We start from the raw sequence: 22,875 nt of genomic DNA on the forward strand, positions 1-22,875 counted from the left end.
GATAAATTAGATTATTTTGCGGTATGAGAAAATTACTGGGATTAATTAGCCTGTTACTTTTAGCATCCTGTTTTAATGCTGAACGAAAATGTGAAGATTTCCGCACCGGGACCTTTAAATTTGAAACCTATTTAAATGGGGAGCTGGTCACCTCTACTTTTATTAGAAACGACAGCATTGAGATCGAAAAATTTCAGGGAAAGACCGATACTTCCTCAGTAAGATGGATAAATGACTGTGAATACATTCTGAAAAATCTTCATCCCGATGGGATGTCTGAAGAGAAAGCCATTCACATGAAAATACTTACCACGAATAAGGATGGATATACCTTTGAATATGGGCAGGTAGGCCAGGCTAAGAAAGCCAGGGGAAAAGTGATAAAAGTCTCCGGAGATTAGTTCTGCCTTTCTCGAAGTAGTTTGTTCTGTTCCTCCATCAAATCATTTAGATTAGAAAGAAGTTCTATGTCTTTTGGCGTAACCACCTTCTCATTTTTAGGATCCTGAGCCTTGTTCCTGAAGCGATTCATGAATTTCACTACTATAAACACTACAAAACCAATTACGAGAAAGTCAATAAGCGTTTCTATCATTAATCCATAACCAATAGAAACTTCCTTGACAAAATCGGCAGTACCTTCAGTGCCTGCTGCCTCTCGCAGTACCAGCTTTCGATCAGCATAATTGATGCCATCTGTCATCAGGCTTAATGGAGGCATGATCACCTGCTTAACCAGAACATCAATCACACTGTTAAAGGCGGTTCCGATAATGATCCCTACCGCCATATCTACCATGTTGCCTTTTACAGCAAACTCCTTAAATTCCTTAAATAAGCCCATTAATCATCAAATAAAGATCCCTGTCCTTCAGAGCCCGATTTGTTCTCAGGCACACTAATCTTACCAGCTTTTATATCTTCTCCACTGATTTCATCTTCTACTGAAGTTTTTTCTTTTTCAGTTTCTTCCTCATTATCTTCCTGCTCCTCATAGGGCATGGGCTCAAGAAGATTTATCTGATTGACCTTCTCTGTAGTTAATTGATTTCCAAGAGCTTTAATACCTTTAACCGAAATAAATTCTTCAAGATTTATCTCTTCGTTCTCGCGGCGTTCTTTACCCTTAGGTTTAGTATAAACAATTTCAGCTCTAGGATAATAATCCGTTGAAACTATCTCCAGGAACGAATCTTCATGATCACTTATGAATTTCTCTTCCTTATCGGGATTTTCAATAAGGAAACGCTTTACATAGTAACGCTCTTTTTCTGGTTCCCAGTAAATCGCCGAAATTGGCTTATCCTTCACCCATTTTTCCAGAACCACAATTTCTTCATCAAAACGGGTAGTCAGCTCAGGCTTGATGGTTTTCACTATTCCATCCTGGGTAATGATAAGCAATCTATCCTCCCCCTTAAATTCCCCAAGCAACTCTCCTCTTTCGTCAACATTCAGCCTCTTCACGGTTTCATCAAACCAGATCCTTCTGGGCTTTAAAGTTGAAACCCCTTCTTCTTTTAGCTCTATGCGTTTCACTGAATATTTGGTGACAATATTGCCTTTTACATTTCTTCCTTTGATAAGGACATCGGCAAAATCAAGATCGAATTTCAGTTTTCTTATACTTCCCACCTGTCTTAGCAAAACTGTGACAACTTCGGCCTCTCCATTTGGGTTGGCAGAAAAATAAAGTACTTTCGAGTCCTTCTTTTCCTGTGTAAGATCATACTCCCTGTCTCTGGTCACCGAAGTTACCGCAAAACGTTTTACATAAGTCTTACCACCTTTCCCGTCACGATAAACCATATTATAGATGGTTCGTTTATCTTTTTTCTTGAATATGGCAACGTGAATGATATCCTTTCCTATAAAGGTCTTGGTGTCAACTTTTGTCACCATCATTTTACCGTCAGCGGTGAAACATATCACATCGTCTATATCGGAACAATCGGTGACATATTCATCTTTTTTCAGGGACGTACCCACAAAACCTTCAGACCTGTTGACATAAAGCTTGGTGTTCCTTATGACCACCTTAGTAGCTTCAATATCCTCAAATAGTCGAAGTTCAGTCTTGCGCTCCCTGCCTTCACCATAATCCTTTTTTAGCTTTTTGAAATAATCTACCGCGAAATCCACGATATTATCCAGATGATGTTTCACCTGAGCGATATCTCCCTCAAGGGCATCTATCTTTTGCTGAGCCTTATCGATGTCAAATTTTGAAATCCTTTTAATTCGGATCTCGGTAAGTCTCACGATATCCTCTTCGGTTACTTCTCGCTTAAGATGCTTGGTGTGAGGTTTCAGACCTTTATCAATGGCCTGGATAACACCTTCCCAGGTCTCTTCTTCTTCAATATCCCGATAAATACGGTTCTCAATAAAAATTCTTTCCAGAGAGGCGAAATGCCATTGTTCTTCCAGCTCATCGAGTTTGATCTCCAGTTCGCTCTTAAGCAGATGAAGCGTATGATCTGTAGATCTTCTAAGAATTTCTGAAACTCCCAGGAATATTGGTTTATGATCAATGATCACACAACCCAGAGGTGCCAGTGAATTTTCACACTGCGTGAAAGCATACAGGGCATCAATAGTTTTATCTGGCGAAATATTATTTGGCAGATGGATAAGTATCTCAACCTCGGCAGCCGTATTATCTTCGATCCTTTTGATCTTTATTTTTCCCTTGTCATTTGCCTTTAAGATCGAGTCGATAAGACTGGAAGTATTGGTGCCATAAGGAATCTCTGTAATTGCCAGGGTATTCTTATCGAGCTGGCTAATCTTAGCCCTGATTCGAACACGCCCCCCACGTTTACCGTCATTATAATTGCTGATATCAGCGATACCCCCGGTTGGAAAATCTGGAAAAAGTTTGAACTTTTTCCCTCTTAAATGATTGATGGAGGCCTCAATTATTTCATTGAAATTATGCGGAAGTATCCTGGTACTTAAACCAACAGCAATACCTTCTGCTCCCTGAGCAAGTAACAAAGGGAACTTAACAGGTAGATTCACAGGTTCCTGTTTTCTACCATCGTAAGATAATTGCCATTCCGTTAATTTCGGACTATAGAGTACTTCCAGGGCAAATTTGGAAAGGCGAGCCTCAATATAACGCGGAGCAGCCGCACGGTCACCGGTAAGGATATTCCCCCAGTTCCCTTGCGTGTCAATAAGCAGGTCTTTCTGGCCTATCTGCACCATAGCATCCCCAATACTGGCATCACCGTGAGGGTGATATTGCATGGTATGACCAACTATATTCGCTACTTTGTTGTAACGACCATCATCCAGGTCTTTCATGGAGTGCATGATACGGCGCTGCACGGGTTTGAAGCCATCTTCTATTGCGGGTACCGCCCGTTCAAGGATCACATATGATGCATAATCCAGGAACCAGTCCTTGTACATTCCGGTTACCCTTATAAGTTCTTCTTTATTTTCTTCAAACTGCTCTTCCTGAGCTCCTTCTAGGTTTTCTTCCATTAGGCAGTAACTTTAGGCGTGGTTTCCAGCACTTTTTGCAGCGAGGCAACCATTCCCTTTTTCTTTTTTCGGGTTAAAAATGTAGTATTGAAAGTATATTTTCTATATCCTTTTTTTCTTCTTGATTTGATATAAATGGTAAGCGCTGAATAGATCCCATAATCCACAAAACGAAACTTACCCAGTTTACGCTTGGGGAATTCGGCTTTTTTCACCCTGTATTCCATGAATTTGGAGAAAAAAACACCATTATTCTTAAAGTTCAGTGTCTCACCGTCGCTATCAAAATCAAAAGACTGACCAATCCTGTGCACATAGAAGCCAAGAAGCAATGTCACTATGTTCGGAACAAAATGACTAAACCCGATCTCCTGTTCGGAATCTGACGCCATTATTTCAATATTCACAAAAACATTAGTGATAAATACCGCTATTAAAACGATATATATTGAAGGTACTATCTTGATCTCTGTGCGGTTGGTGAATCTCATATCCCAAGTTCTTCTACAAGATCAAGTTCAACTTTCAGGTTATCTATGATGAATTCCTGCCTGTCTGGTGTATTCTTACCCATATAGAAACTCAGCATTTCTTCTATAGATTTATCCTTGTCCAGCATTACAGGGTCAAGGCGAATATCCTCTCCTATAAAATGCTTGAATTCATCTGGCGAAATCTCACCAAGACCTTTAAATCGCGTAATCTCAACTTTACCGGAAAGCTTGGCGATCGCCTGCTTACGCTCCATTTCACTATAGCAATAGATAGTTTCCTTTTTATTTCGCACCCTGAATAAAGGGGTTTGCAGAATATAAAGATGATTTTCCTTGATCAGTTCCGGGAAGAACTGAAGGAAGAAAGTTATAAGCAGCAACCTGATATGCATTCCATCCACATCGGCATCGGTAGCGATCACAATATTATGATACCTAAGATCCTCCAGGGATTCTTCAATATTTAAAGCTGCCTGCAGCAGGTTGAATTCTTCATTCTCATAGACAATCTTTTTGGAAAGTCCGTAACTGTTCAAAGGCTTCCCCTTAAGACTGAAAACCGCCTGGGTGACCACATCCCTGCTTTTTGTAATAGAACCACTTGCAGAATCACCCTCGGTAATAAAAAGCGTGGTTTCAAGGCAACGTTCATGTTTGCTATCACCAAGATGAACCCTGCAGTCCCTTAATTTCTTATTGTGCAGGCTTGCTTTTTTCGCACGATCTCTTGCAAGTTTTCTAATTCCTGAAAGATCCTTTCTTTCACGTTCAGCCTGTAATATCTTTTTCTGAAGCTTTTCAGCTGTTTCAGGGTTTTTATGCAGGTAATTATCCAGATTCCTTTTTACGAAATCATTGATGTAAGTTCTTACTGTTGGCAGATCGCCACCCATATCGGTTGAACCCAGTTTGGTCTTGGTCTGACTCTCAAAGACCGGCTCCATCACTTTTATACTTATGGCAGACACTATAGACTTTCTTATATCACTAGCTTCATAATTCTTTCCGTAGAACTCACGCACAGTTTTCACAACTGCTTCCCGAAAGGCCGAAAGGTGAGTCCCTCCCTGAGAGGTGTTCTGACCATTTACAAAAGAATGATACTCTTCGCTATACTGCGATTTACTATGGGTAATGGCGACTTCAATGTCATCCCCACGCATATGAATGATGGGATATAACATATCCTCATTACTGATGCTATCCTGAAGAAGGTCTTTAAGACCATTTTCAGAATAAAATTTTTCTCCGTTAAAAACTATGGTCAATCCCGGATTGAGATATACATAGTTCTTGAGCATTTTTTCAATGTACTCATTGCGGAACTTATAGTTCTTGAAGATTACCTCATCTGGAATAAAAGTGATCTTGGTACCTCTTCGACGTGAAGTTTCATCAAGATGTTCTTCATCGGTAAGGTTTCCCTGCTCGAATTCGGCGGCATGACTTTTTCCATCACGGGAAGATTCTACTCTGAAATATGAGGAAAGCGCGTTAACTGCCTTGGTACCAACCCCGTTAAGTCCAACAGATTTTTTGAAGGCACGGGTGTCATATTTCCCACCGGTATTCATTTTGGATACTACATCCACTACCTTACCCAATGGAATACCCCTACCATAATCACGAACAATAACGCGCTGGTTCTGCACGGAGATCTCGATGGTCTTCCCTGCTCCCATCACGAATTCGTCAATACTATTATCTAAAACCTCTTTTAAAAGAATATAAATCCCGTCATCCTGACTCGAACCATCTCCCAGTTTCCCAATGTACATCCCGGGACGCATACGAATATGTTCCTTCCAGTCTAATGACCGAATATTGTCTTCGGTATATTTAGTAGTATTCTCGCTCATAAATAGTCATGGAGTTATGCCCCTAATATAAGGCAATACCTAAAAAACTGAAATAAATCCAGCCTAAATTAATTAACAAAGATTTAGGAAGAAATGTTAATTAGATTTGAGAGGTGAGAAATTAGATGTTAGATTTCTCCAGAACTATTTAAAATCAACTACCTGGTGTTTTTTATAGCCTTATATTTTATACCTAACTTCTATCAGACATTAAAACGGAAGTGCATTACATCGCCATCCTTTACGATATAATCCTTTCCTTCCACTCTCATCTTACCGGCTTCTTTCACCTTCGCTTCACTCCCGTAATTTACGTAATCATCGTACCCAATCACCTCAGCGCGAATAAAGCCTTTTTCAAAATCGGTATGTATCACACCGGCGGCCTGTGGAGCTGAAGCTCCCACTTTAACGGTCCATGCACGAACTTCTTTTTCTCCTGCCGTGAAGTAAGTTTGCAGGTCAAGTAATTTATATGCACCACGAATCAGCTTTGCAGAACCAGGCTCATCGAGTCCAATATCCTGAAGAAACATCTGGCGTTCTTCGTAATCTTCCAGTTCGGTGATATCTGCTTCAGTACCAACCGCGAGCACTAAAACCTCAGCATTCTCGTCTTTTACAGCATCTCTAACCTTTTCTACATGCTCATTTCCATCAACAGCTGCATCTTCATTCACATTACACACATACATCACTGGCTTATCGGTAATGAACTGCAAAGGTTTAATGAATTCCTTTCTTTCTTCATCGGTCAGATCTATAGCCCGAACCGATTTTCCTTCTTCAAGACCTTTCTTGACTTTCAATAAGGCTGCTTCTTCTTTTTGAGCATCTTTATTTCCGGTCTTGGCAGCACGCTTTACCTTATCGAGTTTTTTCTCAACAGTTTCAAGATCTTTGAGCTGAAGTTCCATATCGATGGTTTCTTTATCCCTTAAAGGATTGATAGAACCATCAACATGCACGATATTGTCGTTATCGAAGCATCTTAAAACATGAAGAATAGCATCGGTTTCCCGGATGTTCCCAAGAAACTGATTTCCCAGCCCTTCTCCCTTGCTGGCCCCTTTTACAAGTCCGGCAATATCAACGATCTCTACAGTGGCCGGAATTACCCTTTCAGGCTTTACAAGTTCACCTAATTTACTAAGCCTTGGGTCTGGAACGTTCACAACCCCGATGTTAGGTTCTATGGTACAAAACGGAAAGTTTGCACTCTGCGCCTTCGCATTACTTAGACAATTAAAAAGTGTTGATTTTCCAACATTGGGAAGTCCTACAATTCCGGCTTTCATAAACTCAAATTTAGATGCTTGTTTTTTGCGGCTGCAAAGATAAGTATTAGAATCGAGAATTTAGAAGATCCATCAATCAAGCTTCACCAATTTATTTTTCAAGGATTTTTACTGAATTTCCTGGGTACGGTTTAGTATTTTTTTAACTGAAGCGGCTGGCATATTTTTTAATTTTAGGAGAAAGAATTGCTAACTGAGTCTAATACATCTCCAATGTCAAAACAATCGAACCCTGAAGAAACCCAATGGTATAAAGATGCTATCATTTATGAACTTCATATAAAAGCCTTTTTTGACAGTAATGGAGATGGAATTGGTGATTTTGAAGGACTCCTGCAAAAGCTGGATTACCTGGAAGACCTGGGAGTAACCGCCATCTGGCTCCTGCCTTTCTATCCTTCTCCGTTAAGAGATGATGGGTACGATATCGCCGATTATTATTCCATTAATCCTTCTTATGGAAATGTGGAAGATTTCAAGCGCTTTATTAAGGAAGCTCATGAAAGAGGGCTCAAGGTCATAACCGAGCTGGTAATCAATCATACATCAGATCAGCATCCCTGGTTTCAGAAGGCAAGAAAGGCTCCGCCAGGCTCTCCTGAAAGAGATTATTATGTATGGAGCGATGATCCACAGAAATATAAGGATGCGAGAATCATTTTCACTGACACAGAACCATCTAACTGGAGCTGGGACGCGGAAGCCCAGGCCTATTACTGGCATCGATTCTTTTCCCACCAGCCGGATCTCAATTTCGACAACCCACAGGTACAGCAGGAAGTTTTCGATGTTCTTGATTACTGGTGCAAAATGGGAGTGGACGGCTTCAGGCTGGATGCCATTCCATATCTATTTGAAAGAGACGGCACCAATTGCGAAAATCTCCCTGAGACCCATACTTTCCTGAAAAAATTAAGAGCCCATGTAGATAAGAATTACAACGATAAGCTTTTACTGGCAGAGGCGAATATGTGGCCGGAAGATTCGGCGGCATATTTTGGAGACGGGGATGAATGCCATATGAACTACCACTTCCCTATAATGCCACGAATGTTCATGGCGGTAAAAATGGAAGACCGCTACCCTATTATTGATATCATAGATCAAACTCCTACAATTCCAGAAAATTGCCAGTGGGGTATCTTCCTAAGGAATCACGATGAGCTTACCCTGGAAATGGTCACCGATGAGGAACGCGATTATATGTATAAGGTCTACACCAAGGACCCACAGGCTAAGATCAACGTAGGAATTCGCCATCGTCTGGCACCATTGCTCGATAATAACAGAAGTAAGATAGAACTGATGAACGTGCTTCTATTCTCATTACCGGGAACTCCCATCATCTATTATGGTGATGAGATTGGAATGGGTGATAATTTTTACCTGGGTGACCGCGACGGGGTTAGAACCCCAATGCAGTGGACTGCCGACCGTAATGCAGGATTCTCTCTTGCAAACCCACAGAAATTATATCTTCCGTTAATCATTGATCCTGAATATAAATATGAATCAATAAACGTAGAAACGCAGCAAATGATCTCCTCTTCTTTGCTTTGGTGGATGAAGAGGATCATAGGGATGCGAAAAAAATTCAAAGCTTTTGGCCGTGGTGATATAGAATTTCTATCCCCCTCCAATTCTAAAATCCTGGCTTTCACGCGGTCTTATGAAGATGAACAGATTCTTGTTCTTGCAAATCTTTCGAGATTCTCCCAACCGGCCGAGCTTGACCTGGAAGAATTTAAAGGCTACACACCAATAGAAGCTTTTAGCCACAACAAATTTCCAAAAATCAGTGAAAGGCCATATTTATTCACTCTTTCTCCTTATGGATATTACTGGTTCGTTCTTGAAAAAGAAAGAGAAAGAGTAAAAGGTGAAACCAAAATTCCTGTACTTAAAATAGATAAATGGACCAATCTTTTAAAGAACAGGACGCTTCAAAAACTTTCTGCACAGATTTTACCACCATATCTAAATAATCGAAGATGGTTTGAAAGTGGCGGAAGGAACCTACAGGAAATATCGGTTAAGGAATCGGTAGAAATAAAGATCCAATCTCTACCCACCCGTATCCTGATCCTGGAAGTCATTTATAATGAAGGTTTACCTGAACTCTATCAACTCCCCGTTTCCTTTGTAGCTACAGTAAATGAGAACGTATTAAATGAAATTCCAAAGAGAGGTATTATCGCCGAACTAAAGATTGGAAATGATAAAGGATATTTATTCGATTCTGTCTACGCTGAAGATTTTCGGGACCATTTGATCGAAGGATTCCGTTCTTCCAGAAGATCCAAATCTGCTTCGGGCGAACTGGAATTCTCTTCAGAAAAATCAGCCCTGAAAGAGATTGAAGCAGATCCGCGTTCAGAATTGGTAAATACCGAACACAGGCAAACTATAATCACTTACGACAATCAGTTTTTACTAAAACTATATCGAAGACTGGATACAACCTTTAATCCGGATGTTGAAACTATAAAATTCCTCTCCACAAAAACCGATTTTCTCAAAATTTCAAATTATGCCGGGGCTATCAAATTCAGTCAAAAATCTGGTAAACCATACATTTTTGCCATGCTTCAGCATATGGTGGATAACCAGGGTGAAGTCTGGGACCATGTAAAGGATTCCCTTGACAGGTATTTTGAGAATGTGCTCACCAGTACCAAACATATCGATATTGAGAAACCTTCCACTCGTATCCTGGAACCCCTGGGTTATGAAAGTATACCGCAGCCTATCCAGGAATTACTCGGCATCATTCTCCCTGAGAGAATGTATCAGTTGGGTGAGTTCACAGCCGAACTGCATACGGCTCTCTCGCGGCATTCTTCCGATAAAGATTTTGACAAGGAGGAATCATCCCTTCACTATCAGAGATCTTTATTCTCCGGACTACAAACCCTTACAAGAACAAGTCTGGAAAAACTGAAATCTGTACTTAAAGAGCTTCCAGAAGATGTTCGTGAAGAGGCCACGGAAGTGATTGGATTAAAGCAGGATATTCTAAAATGTTTCAAAACAATCTACGATCACAAGATCCCGGTAATGAAAATACGCACCCATGGCGATTATCATTTAAAACAGATCTTATGGACCGGCAGGGAATATATTATGAATAGCTTTGAGGGTGATCCCTCCAAATCATTCAGTGAGAGAAGAATAAGAAGGTCGGCAATGCGGGATCTGGCAGCAATGATAAGGTCGCTTCATTATGCCGCATACAGCAATATACTTTCTCCAGAATATAACCAGCAGCGCCGGGAAGGGAACCTTGAAGAATGGGCTGAAACCTGGCATTATTACATTAGCCGTTTGTATATAAAAGGATATTTTGAAAAAGCCGGCCAGAGTGATTATGTGCCAAAGGATCCTGAAGATTTCAAGATCCTGATGCACACTTTTCTTTTAGAGAAAGCCCTTTATGAGCTTAATTTTGAGATCGATAATCGTCCCGAATGGATCATTATCCCGATTCGTGGAATAAAAGCTGTGATCCAATACTATAACAAGGCCTGAATTATTCGACGATATACATCTCGTTAGATGCCTTGATGTATTCCTGAGGATTGAAGGTTGATTCAAAACTGTTCCTTACCAGATCCAGTTTTAGCTTGAGGTTCTTCATCTCATCTTTCAGGAAAGGATCGTTCTGGTATTTTTGAATAAGGCCCTCATACTTATCAAGATTTTCAAGGATCCTGAACGTAAGCATCCCGAATCTTATCTTAAGATTCTGAACTCTCAGCATCTGGTCATGGTATTCCTGTTTCCAGTTTTCGGGATTGGTTTTGCGCTCTTCTACGATCTTATTTTCGGCGATCTTTGAGATATCAAGAATGTACTGAGTTCGCTTCTTGGCATCGGTTTCATCGGTGAAATTCTCCCTGAATTGCTTTTTCGATATTCCCAGAATCTCCACCAGGTTATCTTCCATAGCCTTATTCTGAAGCTCTTTCAGCTCATTCAGACTTTTATTAATAGCTTCCCATTCTGTTTCAATAAGATCCTTGTCATGAGTGAACTGTGAAATTGAAGCAGTAAGTTTCAGCATTTTTACACTCTGATCTTTAAGTTCACGATCCCTACGATTAAGGGATCCTATAAACTGGCTGATTCCGTCGAAAAGACTGCCTGCGAACATCCCGGTAAAAGGCGTGCCTTTAGCTAGATCACCGGTAACCTGAAGCATATGGTTTAGCGCCTGTAACTTAGCATCATCTTCCTGTTCTTCGGCAATATATTGTTTGAATTTTCCGAACCACTCCTGGTAGCCTTCATAATTCATAGGATTACTAACCGCATCAAGGGTGGAGTAGAATTCACGTGAAGCATTAAATAGATTTAGTGGCTTTATCTCGCGTTCCATCGAAGCCAGGTTAAGCACCGCCGAACTATAATTATACTTATAAACACTTATCGTGTTCTTATCTATCTCTTCCTGGCGCTCCTCGAGATATTTTACTCTTTCCAGTAACTTTTCAACTTTTTCTGAAGCAGAATTGGTATTCTTAATACTTTCGTCAAGGTTATTGATCTTTGAATCTATCTCTTTGATACGGAATTCAAGGTTCTGACTCAACAACGAACGTTCGCGATTAAGTTCTTTCAAAACCTGTTCAGTCACACTAGCTCCCTGATTATCCGAATAAATCTGAGCACTTGCGCCCAGGCTACTTATTATAGCCAAAAAAACGAAGAAGGTCTTCTTCATAATACACTGGTTTTTAGTCAATTTTATTAACGTCTGTGTTATGCAACATATTTCGTGCCACCGAAAAAAAGACCCCCAAATGTAAGTATCCCGGGCATTAAGCCGTTAAGAATATTGTAGATTTAATAAACATTTATGAAAGCTTCCCCAGGCGGAATAAAATAGGAAAGCTCACTTCATTCTTTACTCCAAATGCTTTTCTCAAATCTTTTTCGATAAGTGATACCGGATCTTCGTGATTAGCCTGCTCATAATGTTTAACTGCAGACCAGGTTCGCAAATAACCCAGTAGCTGATCGATGGTCCATTTATATTCTTGATAAAACATAGGGGTTTCTATCTCAGAAAAAGGGAAAGGAATACTAAAATAATTATCTTCCAGATACTTCCTTTCGGGATCCCAGTAAGATCCTATGACATTATTGTAGAAATGACCAATGATTTTATTGGTTTCCGGGTTACCAGAAAACAGTCCATATCCAAGAACGGCAAACAAACCATCAGGCTTTAAACATCTTTTTACCTCATTATAGAATTTATTAAAATTGAACCAGTGTATTGCCTGTGCAGTAATTATTAAATCAAAATCATTATCTGGAAAATCGGTTTTTTCTGCAGGTTGAACCGAGTAATGGATATTCTCTCTTTTAACGGCATTTTTGATTTGATTGGTACTGATATCGGTGGCTTCTACCTTTTTAAAAAAAGCATAAATTTCAGCAGCTACCTGACCATTTCCCGTCCCGCAATCCCAGGCTTTTTCATGCCCGCTGAGTCTTGCAATAATATAATCATAGACTTCTGCAGGATATTTTGGCCTGTACCTGGAGTAATCTTCTGCATGTGACGAAAAATTGTCTTTCAAAACTATTCTATTAGGCTTGCGAAGACCATTTGCCGGAACTTCCACCCTGTTTCATCATTCACAGGCCCTCGGGTTTGTTTCATGAGTATCCCGATAACATCAGTGACAGGATCGGCAAAATACTGGGTATTGAAATATCCACCCCAGTCAAAGGTACCTTCGCTTCCCTGCCCTCCTTTCTCTTCACCCCTTTTAGACACTATTCCAAAGGCGAGACCGTAAAAATTTTCAGGTCCGCCAAATAGATCCTCGGTATGATTACTCAATATCATTTTAACCGTTACGGGACTCAATAGCCTGTTACCATTATAAATGCCTCCGTTCAGATACATTTGAAGGAATTTTGCATAATCCAGCGCTGTGCTCGACAATCCGGCTCCGCCGGAAAAGAAAGTTTTTGCTCCCTTCACCGGATATTGAGGATCGTAAAAAGTTACGGGAAATGCTTCCCATTTATCCCCTTCCTTATGTTGAACCTGAACCAGACGGTCTGCTTTTGATGCCGGTAAATAGAAATAAGTATCATTCATACCTAAAGGCTCGAAGATCCTCTCCTGAAGAAATTCATCAAAACCCTTACCTGAGACGATCTCGATAAAATAACCCAGCACGTCAAGTCCTTCCGAGTAAGTAAACTTTTCGCCCGGTTGATGATGTAGAGGCAGTTTTGCCAGTTTTTTAACACTTTCCTCAATCGTTACCCCCTCGGTAGTAAAGAGATCGGTTATTCCCGCCTTCGCATAGATTTTTTTAAACCTTTCATCACTGTCTATTACTCCATATCCTATCCCTGATGTATGCGTCAGTAAATGACGTATAGTAATTTCCTTCTTCGCCGGAATGCTTTGAAAAGTAGAATCGGCTTCATTAAATGATGCCAGAAGTTGTGGATCCTTGAATTCAGGAATATATTTTGAAATAGGATCGTCCAGCCGGAACTTCCCCTCTTCCCATAACATCATCACGGCAGTAGCCGTAATGGCTTTAGACTGGGAAGCGATCCTGAAAATATCCTCTTTTTCAAGATCTTCTCCATTAGCCTTTGCATCTCCAAAAGCTTTATGATAAACTATTTTTCCATCTTTCGCTATAAGAGCTACGGCTCCCGGGATCTGACCACTCTCGATCGAATTCTGGAGCATATCTCCAATTTTCTCGAGTCTTTCAGAAGAAATGCCAACACTCTCAGGCTTGGCTTCAGTTAAAACAGAATTCTTTTGCTGAGCTTCAAGACTGAGAAAAAATAAAATACAGATTAAAAGACTAATTCTCGATTTCATATCAATGGTTGGTTTTATTATCAGGAGATCTTTAAAAGATTCATATCAAATTTAGGAATTTTCTGCACACCTAACCGATATCTATAAATATCATAACATTTCACATCAAAATCAGCGTGATTCACATCAAACTAAGCCTTAAATTCATTATATTGTATAAGTTTAGTTAACATTAAAAAATTTTGTCATGAAAAATCCCAAAACAATTTTGAATGGCTATACCAATACCCTTCTGTTAATATTCAGTTTGCTTTTTCTGTCGGTACAGAGTTTTGCTTTTCAGCCTGCCGATATAAAATTCGTAGAATATAAAGGAGAGGTGGTTAACGCCAGAAATGGAAGACCTATATCTTCTGCATACTTAGCTTTAAACAATAGCAATATTTCTACAATTACAAATGCCGATGGGGAATTCTCCCTTAAGGTTCCTGAAGATCTAATCGAAGCTACTGTGACAATTTCAGTTCTCGGCTTCCAGAGTAAAACCTTACCTCTCACCTATTTCAAGGGACAGGGAACTAGAATTGAACTGGAAGAGACCGTAGAAGAGCTTTCCGAGGTGAACCTTTATAAAGCCACAAATCCCCGGCTACTGGTAGAGGAAATGCTGGCCAAAAAAGATGAGAATTACCTATCTGATCAAAGTCTGATGACTTCCTTCTACAGAGAAACCATCAAAAAAGGCTGGAGTAATGTAAGCCTTTCTGAAGCCGTGGTCAAAATATTTAAAAGTCCTTATAATTCGCCGAGAAAAGACCTGGTTTCCATTTACAAGGCCAGGAAAAGTACCGATTACGAAAAACTGGACACCGTAGCCGTCAAACTTAAAGGTGGTCCCTTTAATACCCTCTACCTTGATATGATGAAGTATACCGAGTATGTACTCAGACCGGGAATGGTAGATAGTTACGAATTCACTTTTGACGATCCTACCAAGATAAATGATCGTTTCACTTATGTGGTGAATTTTAAAGAACTGGATGAATCAGATCCATGGTATTACGGTAGATTATTCATCGATGCTGAAACTTCAACACTGGTCAAAGCAGATTATAGTCTGAATGTAGACGATAGAAGAGCTGCTGCGAAGATGTTCGTTAAAAAGAAACCCACCGGTGCCAAAGTATATCCTGTGGAACTAAATTACCAGGTAGACTATGCACAGAATGATGGAAAATGGCATTACGCCTACGGTAAAGCCCAGATGGACTATGTGGTAAACTGGAAAAGAAAGATCTTTAATTCCAGATACAAGATAAACAGCGAGATGGTGGTTACCGACTGGCAGGAATATGCAAGTGACGACTGGAAAAAAACTGTAGACCTTATAAACCCTAACATTGTGATGGTAGATGATGTATCAGGCTTTTATGATACTGAATTCTGGGGCAGCAATAATATTATTGAACCCGAGAAATCCATTCAGAATGCTATAGATAAGATAAAACGGAAAATGAAAGACGAGTAAAAGAAAAAGCCCCCGCTACAGCGGGGGCTTTTAGTTTGAATTAGGCTGTAATTCAAGCTACCCAACGGTAAGAGTCTTTGTAAAACTGTTCTTTTTAGTTTTGATGGTTACTATATAGCTACCCGCAGGAACCCGTGAGAAATCGAGCGTACGTTTTAAGATAAGATCCTTACTCTTAAAATACTGAACAGATTTTCCATATCTATCAAATATTTCTACATGCATAAAGGTCTCCTCTGGATTTGCTATATAAAGAGCTACTTTATTTCCATCCACTTTAAGTATCGGTTTATAAACAAAGGAATATTCTCCTTTACTTATAGTTATGCTTTTTCCAGTTTTTCTAATTACCGAAGTAGCTACACTATATTCTTTTTCCAGCTTAAGCGAGTATTTCCCATCGGGTAAACTTTCAAAATCAAGGATCTTAGAATAAGAGCTCTCGTTAAAGAACCTGTCTTTGAATAGAACTTCTCCAGATTCATCCAGCAAACTTAATACAGCACCTTTCTCGATACTTTGGAGTTCAACAATAAGGTTTTGCTGATCATTGATCCTGATATCAAGCTCATCGGCAGCTTTTACATTCATAAACACTAAAAATAATAGTGTGATTCCAAGGGTTCTGATTGTTGTTTTCATAATCTTAAGTTTTAAAAGGTTAGAACTGCGATTAAAGATTAATTCAAACTTACCCCATAAAAACCTATAAGAATAGAAGCCAATAAACTGATATATGTAACAAAATAACACCGAATAAGTCAAAGAAAACGTTTTCGCATAATTTGGAACATATTATTGGTAATCTAGTATAGTTTCGCAAAATTTGAGAAGGTTAACTTTAAGGAGAAATATGACAAATATGGGAACCGGCCACAAACCTACTTTGGAAAAGATCGAACCTGGATTTGGAAGTTCTTTCTCCTACAGAACCTACTACAGAGACCTTAAGAATAAAAAGCCCACCTTTTGGCACTACCATCCCGAAATTGAACTTGTATATGTGAACGGAGGATGTGGAAAGAGACAGATAGGAAGCCACATCTCTTATTACAGGAATGGCGATCTTATTCTAATAGGCTCACACCTGCCCCACTGCTCCTTTACCGATAGCCTTACCGAACATGAATGTGAATCTGTGATTCAGTTCAAACCCGATTTTATCGGAAACGATTTCTTTGATATAGTTGAGTTGAAGGGTATAAAGAATTTATTGGATCGAGCGAAGAAAGGCATCGTATTTCACGGTGATACCAAAAGACGTATAGGGGCAGAAATTGAAAAATTAAGGGAACTTGAACCTTTCGCACGCCTTCTTGGATTGCTGGAAGTTCTGAAACAACTGGAAAAAGCTAACAATTATACCATTCTTAATGCTCAGGGCTTTATCCTGGAAACCGAGTTACAGGATAACGACAGGATAAATGTGATCTTCAATTTCGTAAAAGAAGAATTCACCAGACATATCAGCCTGGATGAGATAAGTGAAAAAGTAAGTATGACCAACCCTGCTTTTTGCCGCTACTTTAAAAAGATCACCGGTAAAACATTCACAAAGTTTGTAAATGAATACAGGCTGGCTCATGCTGCCAAACTACTTCACGAAAAACAGATAAGTATTACTGAAGTTTGTTATGAAAGTGGATTCAACAACTTCAGTCATTTCAATAAGCTTTTTAAAGCCTTCACGGGTAAACCTCCATCCACTTACAGGAATGAATTGAAGTTTAGCGTATCATAAAAAATCCCGCTCACAAGAACGGGATTAAAATTCCTGTGAATTTATTCTGTTTATTCATTATGCATGAAACGCTGTTTTGCCAACAGTTCTTCTTCGCTTTCTACATGATCTTCGTCGGGTACACAACAGTCAACAGGACATACAGCTGCACACTGAGGTTCTTCATGAAATCCTTTACACTCAGTACACTTATCTGGAACTATATAATAAATCTCATCGCTTATTGGTTCCTGAGCCTCATTAGCGTCCGCTTCCTTACCATTGGGAAGCACAACTTCTCCATCCAGGTCAGTACCATCTGCATATCTCCAGTCGTCCGCTCCTTCATAAATTGCGGTATTCGGGCATTCAGGCTCGCAGGCCCCGCAGTTTATGCATTCATCGGTTATTACAATTGCCATAGCTATTTCTTTTATTTGTAAATTTAAAAAACTGAACGAAAAAAGACCGACAGCTTTTAATAAATTTTATGGTAATAAGCTGAGGAAACTTTAATTTCGCTGCACAAATTTAACATGCACACCACTCATAACCAAATAAGCCAATGACAATTGACGACCATAAATCACATCTAATTAAACTGGGGAAATTCCTGAATCAATTCCAGGTGGTAGAATCGGTTAAAGATGATTCCCTCCCGGCAAATGAGAAGTTGTTCGCCGAAATGGAAGAGAAGATAGATAATGCGGTGCACCATAATGGCTGGTTTACCAGGGAAAATGTGGTATTCTCTCTTCAGCAGTGGAGCGAGGCTCTAACAGAAGAAAACCTAAAGCTATGGCTGGCAGAATATGATCTTTCAAAAAGTGGAGGAAAAACCGTAGGGATTGTTATGGCCGGAAATATACCGCTGGTTGGTTTTCATGATTTTATTTCGGTACTGGTTTCTGGTCATAATGTGCTCATTAAGCTTTCTTCCAACGACAAGCATATATTACCGCTTATATCGAAATATTTAATGAAGCTGGATAGCAGGTATGAAGAACGAATAAAATTCACCAAAGGCAAACTGGAAGATTTTGACGCGGTTATAGCCACAGGGAGCGATAATACGGCTCGCTATTTTGAATATTACTTTAAAGGTAAACCAAGTATCATTAGAAAGAATCGTAATTCGGTGGCAATACTTACCGGAAATGAAAGCCAGGAGGAACTATCAAGACTTGGTGAAGATATTTTCAGGTATTATGGACTGGGGTGCAGGAATGTATCCAAACTATACGTGCCCGAAAATTACGATTTTGACCGATTCTTTAAAGCTATTTATGAATGGAATCCGATAATTCACAGAGATAAATATGCCAATAACTACGATTACAATAAGGCTGTCTACCTGATGAGCGAATTCAAATTGCTTGAAAACGGTTTTTTGATATTAAAGGAAGACAAGAGTTTTGGTTCTCCAATCGCCACTTTATTTTATGAAACCTACAAAAATGAAGGCCAGTTAAATAAAACCCTGCAGAAGAATAAAGATAAGATACAATGCATTGTAAAAAATGAGCCGGGGAATACCGAGGTAAGGTTTGGACAAACCCAGAAACCACAGTTATGGGATTACGCCGATAATATTGATACTATTGAGTTCCTGTTAAATTTATAAGGCTACTATTATAATTTTAATAACAGCATTTACTGGCATTTTTAGCATCTTTGTTATAACATAATCAAGTAAAAGTTTTATGAAAAAACATAATTTCAGCGCAGGCCCCTGTATTTTACCTCAAGAGGTATTTAAGGAAGCCTCTCAGGCTATTTTAGACTTTAACGGTTCAGGTTTATCAATACTGGAAATATCACATCGCAGTCCGGCATTTGTTTCCGTTATGGAAGAGGCACAGTCATTGGCGCTGGAACTGCTTGGTTTAAAGGATAAGGGATATAAGGCCTTATTCCTTCAGGGAGGTGCAAGCACCCAGTTCCTTATGGTTGCCTATAACTTACTGGAGAAAAAAGCCGCTTATCTTAACACCGGGACCTGGTCTACAAAAGCCATCAAGGAAGCCAGGTTATTTGGTGATGTTGCGGAAGTGGCCTCCTCAAAAGATAAAAACTTCAATTATATACCTAAGTCATTCAGCATCCCAGACGATGCCGATTACTTTCACTGTACCAGTAATAATACCATTTTCGGGACCCAGATAAAGGAATTCCCTTCTACTTCCAAACCACTGGTTTGCGACATGAGTAGTGATATTTTCTCAAGGGAACTGGATTTTTCCAAATTTGATCTTATTTACGCCGGCGCTCAAAAGAATATGGGACCTGCAGGTACCACCTTAGTTGTGATAAAAGAAGATATTCTTGGAAAGGTTTCGAGAGAGATCCCGTCAATGATGAGTTATGCTACCCATATTAGTAAAGACAGTATGTTTAATACACCTGCGGTGTATGCTGTATATGTATCCATGCTTACCCTTCGCTGGATAAAAGCTAAAGGAGGTATTAAAGCCATGGAAGAATTAAATAATAGAAAAGCTGAACTCATCTATGCTGAAATAGATCGAAACCCATTATTTAAAGGATTTGCTGCTAAAGAAGACCGCTCACCAATGAACGCTACTTTCAACCTTACAGATGAATCTCACAAAGAGACTTTTGACAAGTTATGGAAAGATGCTGGTGTGAATGGTCTTAACGGTCACCGTAGCGTAGGTGGTTACAGGGCATCGATGTACAATGCCCTCCCGTTGGAAAGCGTACAGATGGTGGTTGATCTTATGCAGGAACTTGAAAGACAAATTTAAATTCATAGATCATTTTACAAAATGAAAGTATTAGCAAATGATGGTATCTCGAAAAGCGGAGTTAATACTCTTGAAAAAGCTGGTTTTGAAGTTACCATCAAAAAAGTTTCACAGGAACAGCTTAAAGATTACATAAACAAAAATGCCATTAATGTACTGCTGGTAAGAAGTGCTACAAAAGTTAGAAAAGATATAATCGATAACTGCCCCAGCCTAAAACTTATAGGTCGCGGAGGTGTGGGAATGGATAATATTGACGTGGAATATGCCAGAAAAAAAGGAATCCATGTGATTAATACGCCTGCGGCTTCATCAGCTTCTGTGGCAGAGCTTGTTTTTGCTCATCTTTTTGGAGGCGTACGTCAGCTTTATCATTCCAACAGGAATATGCCTTTAGAGGGTGAGACCAAGTTTAAGGAACTCAAGAAAACCTATGCCGGTGGTGTGGAGTTACGCGGAAAGACCCTGGGAATTGTCGGTTTCGGAAGAATTGGCCGGGAAGTTGCAAAAATCGCTTTAGGTATTGGAATGAAAGTAATAGCAAGTGATCAGAAAGTGGGAAAAGCTGAAATAGAGCTTGAGTTCTACAATCACCAAAGCATCCGGATCCCGATTAAAACAGAGCCTGTTGATATGCTTATAAAGCATGCCGATTTTATCACACTTCATGTTCCCGCGCAGGATAAACCGGTGATCGGAAGCAAAGAAATAGAAAAAATGAAAAATGGTGTTGGTATAATCAATGCTGCCCGCGGGGGTGTTCTGGATGAAGAAGCCGTATTGGAAGCTATAGATACTGGAAAAGTTTCATTTGCTGCTTTTGATACTTATGAAAATGAGCCTAACCCAGCAATAAAGCTTCTTATGAACGAAAGTGTGTCCTTAAGTCCTCATATTGGCGGTTCTACTCATGAAGCCCAGGAAAGAATTGGTTCTGAACTTGCCGAGCAGATAATTTCTCTTCTTAAGAAAGAAAAAGCTTAAACTGAATAAAGTACAATAAGGGACAGTCTAAAAAGTAAATCCATTTGTCATTACGAATGAAGTGAAGTAATCTCATGTAAAGATTGTTTCGTTCCTCGCAATGACTGTTAAAGGACTTTTTAGAAAGTCTCTTTTTTATTATTTCATTAGGGAAATTGAATAATAAACTTGCTAACTTGAACCTGAATAAACGCAAGGAGAAAATGGCCAATATTTTAGATGTTTTCAGAACCCATACCGGGGAGAGGCTTGTCGAAAGGACCGGAGAACTCATAAAACTGGATAAACAGAAAATCGAAAGAGCTCTTGTTTTTACACTTCCGGCCCTACTCTCGGTTTTTCAGAAAAATGAAGAATTTTTGATGGGAGGGTCTTCCAACCTTATCTCGCTCGTCGAAAAAGGTGATCTTATCCTAGAGGGTGATAAGACCCTTAAACAGCATTTAAGTGAAGAGCAACTAGAGTCTTTAAAGAGAAATGCCAGCCTTCTGAAAATAGATGAACAAAGCTTTCAGGATATTTTGAAAATTGCTGCTGCTTTTCTTTCAGGTGTAATTGCCCAAATGAAGGAAACAGAAAAAGATTCAGAAACTGTTGATCTCCTTCGAACGCTTAGCGGTCAGGACGTAAAATATGATAAGGTTTTTATAAGGACATTAGTAAAGAACGAAGACAGTCCCGATATTATTGATAGCAGTGAAGAAATTGCCCTAGGCAGGAAGAAGGATGATAATGATGAAAGCATCCTTGGAGGTTATTCAGGCGGGCGCTAAGAGAGGAACAATATTTGTGTAAGTTTATATTAGAATTATTTTGTTAAAATGAAAAACATATTATACATATTTCTACTGGCACTATTTGTTTATAGCTGTGGATCCACCGGAGGAAAAAAATTCCCTTCAGACAGGCTTGCAAATGAAGAAAATGACACGGTACGAATAGCGAATGACAGCCTTGAATATGAAATTATAATTATAGAACCAGGCTTCAATCTGTTCATTAATTCATATGCCAAACCAAGAGGCTATTATTCCCAGAATTATCTGGAAAACAAAAACCAGTTCCTGGTGACGGAATATAACCAGAGAGTGCAGCAACCTACGGTTTATAATCCTAATCTATATATTAATCAGATTAATTACGATCCCAATATCGATTACGGCTACGAAGTGAATTATTTGCTGTACAATTATTTTGTCTACTTCAGTCAGCAATACAATCAGCGATTTAGTGTTCCCACGAGAATTTGATTATTTGATCAAATCCCTATATTTGCAACATGAAAAAGTTGAAAAATCGCTGGGGAATAGATTCTAATTGGCAGCTATTCATCATCTTTTTGGTTTTTGCAATCACCGGATCTTCAGCGGCCAAACTTGCCAGTCCGCTTTGTGAGAGTCTTGGTATTACTCAGGAAAGCACGCACTGGAGTCTTTACTGGTTTGCCAGAATCTTTCTTATCTTTCCAATATATCAGGTATTACTGGTAACTTTCGGCTGGATCTTTGGGCAATTTCAGTTTTTTTGGGCGTTCGAAAAGAAAATGTTGAGCAGAATAGGATTTGCAAGAATTTTTAGAAATTAAATTGAAAGAATTAAAGAACATATTTTTTGTATTCACTGCAGTACTGATTCTGCTTCCAACTGGGGTAAGTTTCTCTCATATCTTCCTTGAACACAGCCATAAGCTTTGTGATAATTATTCTGAGTATCATTATCACAAAGAAGCTATTGATTGTGATCTTCATAAATTTCATAAAAAGCCTGCCCTTAATATTGATCTTCCCGAGTATTCCATTGTTTCAGAAGTTTCAGAAGAAAGGAGCATCTTTGAATACTACCAGTTTTTAAATGATTTTGAACCTCTTGCATTTGACCTTAGAGGCCCGCCTTTTACCGCTTAAAACTCTTATTCTTTTTA

The 22,875-nt window shown here is 39.4% G+C and carries 21 protein-coding genes; 11 read left to right on the forward strand and 10 right to left on the reverse strand.

All coding sequences use genetic code 11. The features are described from left to right. Window positions 1–23 precede the first annotated feature (23 nt). Window positions 24–401 (forward strand): DNA topoisomerase IV, encoded by a 378-nt coding sequence (locus NE848_RS12595; RefSeq protein WP_252114114.1) that lies wholly within the window; start codon window positions 24–26, stop codon window positions 399–401. On the opposite strand, the gene mscL is transcribed toward NE848_RS12595, so the two are convergent. From mscL to ychF, 5 genes are all read right to left on the reverse strand, one after another. Beyond that, window positions 398–844 carry a large conductance mechanosensitive channel protein MscL gene (mscL, locus tag NE848_RS12600; RefSeq protein WP_252114115.1) on the reverse strand — a complete coding sequence of 149 codons (447 nt, stop codon included), beginning with the start codon at window positions 842–844 and terminating at the stop codon, window positions 398–400. The genes NE848_RS12595 and mscL overlap by 4 nt on opposite strands. Then, on the reverse strand, window positions 844–3,495 hold the full coding sequence (locus NE848_RS12605) for a DNA gyrase/topoisomerase IV subunit A (protein ID WP_252114117.1): 2,652 nt from the start codon (window positions 3,493–3,495) through the stop codon (window positions 844–846). Before NE848_RS12605 ends, mscL begins: the two co-directional genes overlap by 1 nt. After that, complete coding sequence (locus NE848_RS12610) at window positions 3,495–3,986, reverse strand: hypothetical protein (protein ID WP_252114119.1); 492 nt, start codon at window positions 3,984–3,986, stop codon at window positions 3,495–3,497. The genes NE848_RS12605 and NE848_RS12610 overlap by 1 nt, the downstream gene beginning before the upstream one ends. Beyond that, a complete protein-coding gene (locus tag NE848_RS12615) occupies window positions 3,983–5,848 on the reverse strand; it encodes a DNA topoisomerase IV subunit B (RefSeq protein ID WP_252114120.1) in 1,866 nt (621 codons plus the stop codon). The genes NE848_RS12610 and NE848_RS12615 overlap by 4 nt, the downstream gene beginning before the upstream one ends. A gap of 203 nt (window positions 5,849–6,051) precedes the next feature. Beyond that, a complete protein-coding gene (gene ychF / locus NE848_RS12620; RefSeq protein WP_252114122.1) occupies window positions 6,052–7,146 on the reverse strand; it encodes a redox-regulated ATPase YchF in 1,095 nt (364 codons plus the stop codon). Window positions 7,147–7,359: 213 nt separating this feature from the next. Here ychF and treS point away from each other — a divergent pair, with 213 nt between their 5' ends. Further along, complete coding sequence (treS, locus tag NE848_RS12625) at window positions 7,360–10,674, forward strand: maltose alpha-D-glucosyltransferase (RefSeq protein WP_252114124.1); 3,315 nt, start codon at window positions 7,360–7,362, stop codon at window positions 10,672–10,674. A gap of 1 nt (window position 10,675) precedes the next feature. On the opposite strand, the gene NE848_RS12630 is transcribed toward treS, so the two are convergent. The 3 genes from NE848_RS12630 to NE848_RS12640 all read right to left on the reverse strand — a co-directional run bounded on the left by NE848_RS12630 (window position 10,676) and on the right by NE848_RS12640 (window position 14,014). Then, entirely contained in the window at window positions 10,676–11,869 is a 1,194-nt protein-coding gene (locus NE848_RS12630; protein WP_252114126.1) for a hypothetical protein, read from the reverse strand. 133 nt (window positions 11,870–12,002) lie between these two features. Continuing rightward, window positions 12,003–12,734: a class I SAM-dependent methyltransferase gene (locus NE848_RS12635; protein WP_252114128.1), complete on the reverse strand. Its 732-nt coding sequence runs from the start codon at window positions 12,732–12,734 to the stop codon at window positions 12,003–12,005. A 2-nt stretch (window positions 12,735–12,736) separates the two neighbouring features. Continuing rightward, window positions 12,737–14,014 (reverse strand): serine hydrolase domain-containing protein, encoded by a 1,278-nt coding sequence (locus NE848_RS12640; protein WP_252114130.1) that lies wholly within the window; start codon window positions 14,012–14,014, stop codon window positions 12,737–12,739. A 187-nt stretch (window positions 14,015–14,201) separates the two neighbouring features. On the opposite strand from NE848_RS12640, the gene NE848_RS12645 reads away from it, so the two are divergent. Then, window positions 14,202–15,482: a carboxypeptidase-like regulatory domain-containing protein gene (locus NE848_RS12645; RefSeq protein WP_252114132.1), complete on the forward strand. Its 1,281-nt coding sequence runs from the start codon at window positions 14,202–14,204 to the stop codon at window positions 15,480–15,482. A gap of 57 nt (window positions 15,483–15,539) precedes the next feature. Here the strand turns inward: NE848_RS12645 and NE848_RS12650 are convergent, their stop codons facing one another. Next, window positions 15,540–16,124, reverse strand: coding sequence for a T9SS type A sorting domain-containing protein (locus NE848_RS12650; protein WP_252114134.1), 585 nt, complete (start codon window positions 16,122–16,124; stop codon window positions 15,540–15,542). Window positions 16,125–16,344: 220 nt separating this feature from the next. On the opposite strand from NE848_RS12650, the gene NE848_RS12655 reads away from it, so the two are divergent. Further along, window positions 16,345–17,223: a helix-turn-helix domain-containing protein gene (locus NE848_RS12655; RefSeq protein ID WP_252114475.1), complete on the forward strand. Its 879-nt coding sequence runs from the start codon at window positions 16,345–16,347 to the stop codon at window positions 17,221–17,223. 50 nt (window positions 17,224–17,273) lie between these two features. Here the strand turns inward: NE848_RS12655 and NE848_RS12660 are convergent, their stop codons facing one another. After that, entirely contained in the window at window positions 17,274–17,624 is a 351-nt protein-coding gene (locus tag NE848_RS12660; protein ID WP_252114136.1) for a 4Fe-4S dicluster domain-containing protein, read from the reverse strand. Between the two features lie 143 nt (window positions 17,625–17,767). Here NE848_RS12660 and NE848_RS12665 point away from each other — a divergent pair, with 143 nt between their 5' ends. From NE848_RS12665 to NE848_RS12695, 7 genes are all read left to right on the forward strand, one after another. Next, window positions 17,768–18,826 carry an acyl-CoA reductase gene (locus tag NE848_RS12665; RefSeq protein WP_252114138.1) on the forward strand — a complete coding sequence of 353 codons (1,059 nt, stop codon included), beginning with the start codon at window positions 17,768–17,770 and terminating at the stop codon, window positions 18,824–18,826. A gap of 79 nt (window positions 18,827–18,905) precedes the next feature. Beyond that, the gene (serC, locus tag NE848_RS12670) at window positions 18,906–19,970 is read left to right on the forward strand and encodes a 3-phosphoserine/phosphohydroxythreonine transaminase (protein ID WP_252114140.1); all 1,065 of its coding nucleotides are present in this window, start codon (window positions 18,906–18,908) and stop codon (window positions 19,968–19,970) included. Window positions 19,971–19,991: 21 nt separating this feature from the next. After that, a complete protein-coding gene (locus NE848_RS12675) occupies window positions 19,992–20,954 on the forward strand; it encodes a D-2-hydroxyacid dehydrogenase (RefSeq protein WP_252114142.1) in 963 nt (320 codons plus the stop codon). A 176-nt stretch (window positions 20,955–21,130) separates the two neighbouring features. Then, on the forward strand, window positions 21,131–21,727 hold the full coding sequence (locus NE848_RS12680; RefSeq protein WP_252114144.1) for a hypothetical protein: 597 nt from the start codon (window positions 21,131–21,133) through the stop codon (window positions 21,725–21,727). Between the two features lie 48 nt (window positions 21,728–21,775). Next, window positions 21,776–22,204: a DUF6146 family protein gene (locus tag NE848_RS12685; protein WP_252114146.1), complete on the forward strand. Its 429-nt coding sequence runs from the start codon at window positions 21,776–21,778 to the stop codon at window positions 22,202–22,204. A gap of 29 nt (window positions 22,205–22,233) precedes the next feature. After that, window positions 22,234–22,539, forward strand: a complete 306-nt coding sequence (locus NE848_RS12690; protein ID WP_252114148.1) for a DUF6787 family protein — start codon at window positions 22,234–22,236, stop codon at window positions 22,537–22,539. A 1-nt stretch (window position 22,540) separates the two neighbouring features. After that, window positions 22,541–22,858 (forward strand): hypothetical protein, encoded by a 318-nt coding sequence (locus NE848_RS12695; protein WP_252114150.1) that lies wholly within the window; start codon window positions 22,541–22,543, stop codon window positions 22,856–22,858. Window positions 22,859–22,875 lie beyond the last annotated feature (17 nt).

Source organism: Gramella jeungdoensis, assembly GCF_023805255.1.
In the GTDB taxonomy this organism is placed as follows: Bacteria; Bacteroidota; Bacteroidia; order Flavobacteriales; family Flavobacteriaceae; genus Christiangramia; species Christiangramia jeungdoensis.

Bases quoted from the DNA above. Each gene is read 5' to 3' on its own strand.
- NE848_RS12690 (WP_252114148.1), top strand. From the start codon at position 22,234: ATGAAAAAGTTGAAAAATCGCTGGGGAATAGATTCTAATTGGCAGCTA.
- serC (WP_252114140.1), top strand. From the start codon at position 18,906: ATGAAAAAACATAATTTCAGCGCAGGCCCCTGTATTTTACCTCAAGAG.
- ychF (WP_252114122.1), bottom strand. From the start codon at position 7,146: ATGAAAGCCGGAATTGTAGGACTTCCCAATGTTGGAAAATCAACACTT.
- mscL (WP_252114115.1), bottom strand. From the start codon at position 844: ATGGGCTTATTTAAGGAATTTAAGGAGTTTGCTGTAAAAGGCAACATG.
- NE848_RS12675 (WP_252114142.1), top strand. From the start codon at position 19,992: ATGAAAGTATTAGCAAATGATGGTATCTCGAAAAGCGGAGTTAATACT.
- NE848_RS12615 (WP_252114120.1), bottom strand. From the start codon at position 5,848: ATGAGCGAGAATACTACTAAATATACCGAAGACAATATTCGGTCATTA.
- NE848_RS12630 (WP_252114126.1), bottom strand. From the start codon at position 11,869: ATGAAGAAGACCTTCTTCGTTTTTTTGGCTATAATAAGTAGCCTGGGC.
- treS (WP_252114124.1), top strand. From the start codon at position 7,360: ATGTCAAAACAATCGAACCCTGAAGAAACCCAATGGTATAAAGATGCT.
- NE848_RS12650 (WP_252114134.1), bottom strand. From the start codon at position 16,124: ATGAAAACAACAATCAGAACCCTTGGAATCACACTATTATTTTTAGTG.
- NE848_RS12640 (WP_252114130.1), bottom strand. From the start codon at position 14,014: ATGAAATCGAGAATTAGTCTTTTAATCTGTATTTTATTTTTTCTCAGT.
- NE848_RS12610 (WP_252114119.1), bottom strand. From the start codon at position 3,986: ATGAGATTCACCAACCGCACAGAGATCAAGATAGTACCTTCAATATAT.
- NE848_RS12605 (WP_252114117.1), bottom strand. From the start codon at position 3,495: ATGGAAGAAAACCTAGAAGGAGCTCAGGAAGAGCAGTTTGAAGAAAAT.
- NE848_RS12665 (WP_252114138.1), top strand. From the start codon at position 17,768: ATGACAATTGACGACCATAAATCACATCTAATTAAACTGGGGAAATTC.
- NE848_RS12595 (WP_252114114.1), top strand. From the start codon at position 24: ATGAGAAAATTACTGGGATTAATTAGCCTGTTACTTTTAGCATCCTGT.
- NE848_RS12645 (WP_252114132.1), top strand. From the start codon at position 14,202: ATGAAAAATCCCAAAACAATTTTGAATGGCTATACCAATACCCTTCTG.
- NE848_RS12660 (WP_252114136.1), bottom strand. From the start codon at position 17,624: ATGGCAATTGTAATAACCGATGAATGCATAAACTGCGGGGCCTGCGAG.
- NE848_RS12685 (WP_252114146.1), top strand. From the start codon at position 21,776: ATGAAAAACATATTATACATATTTCTACTGGCACTATTTGTTTATAGC.
- NE848_RS12655 (WP_252114475.1), top strand. From the start codon at position 16,345: ATGGGAACCGGCCACAAACCTACTTTGGAAAAGATCGAACCTGGATTT.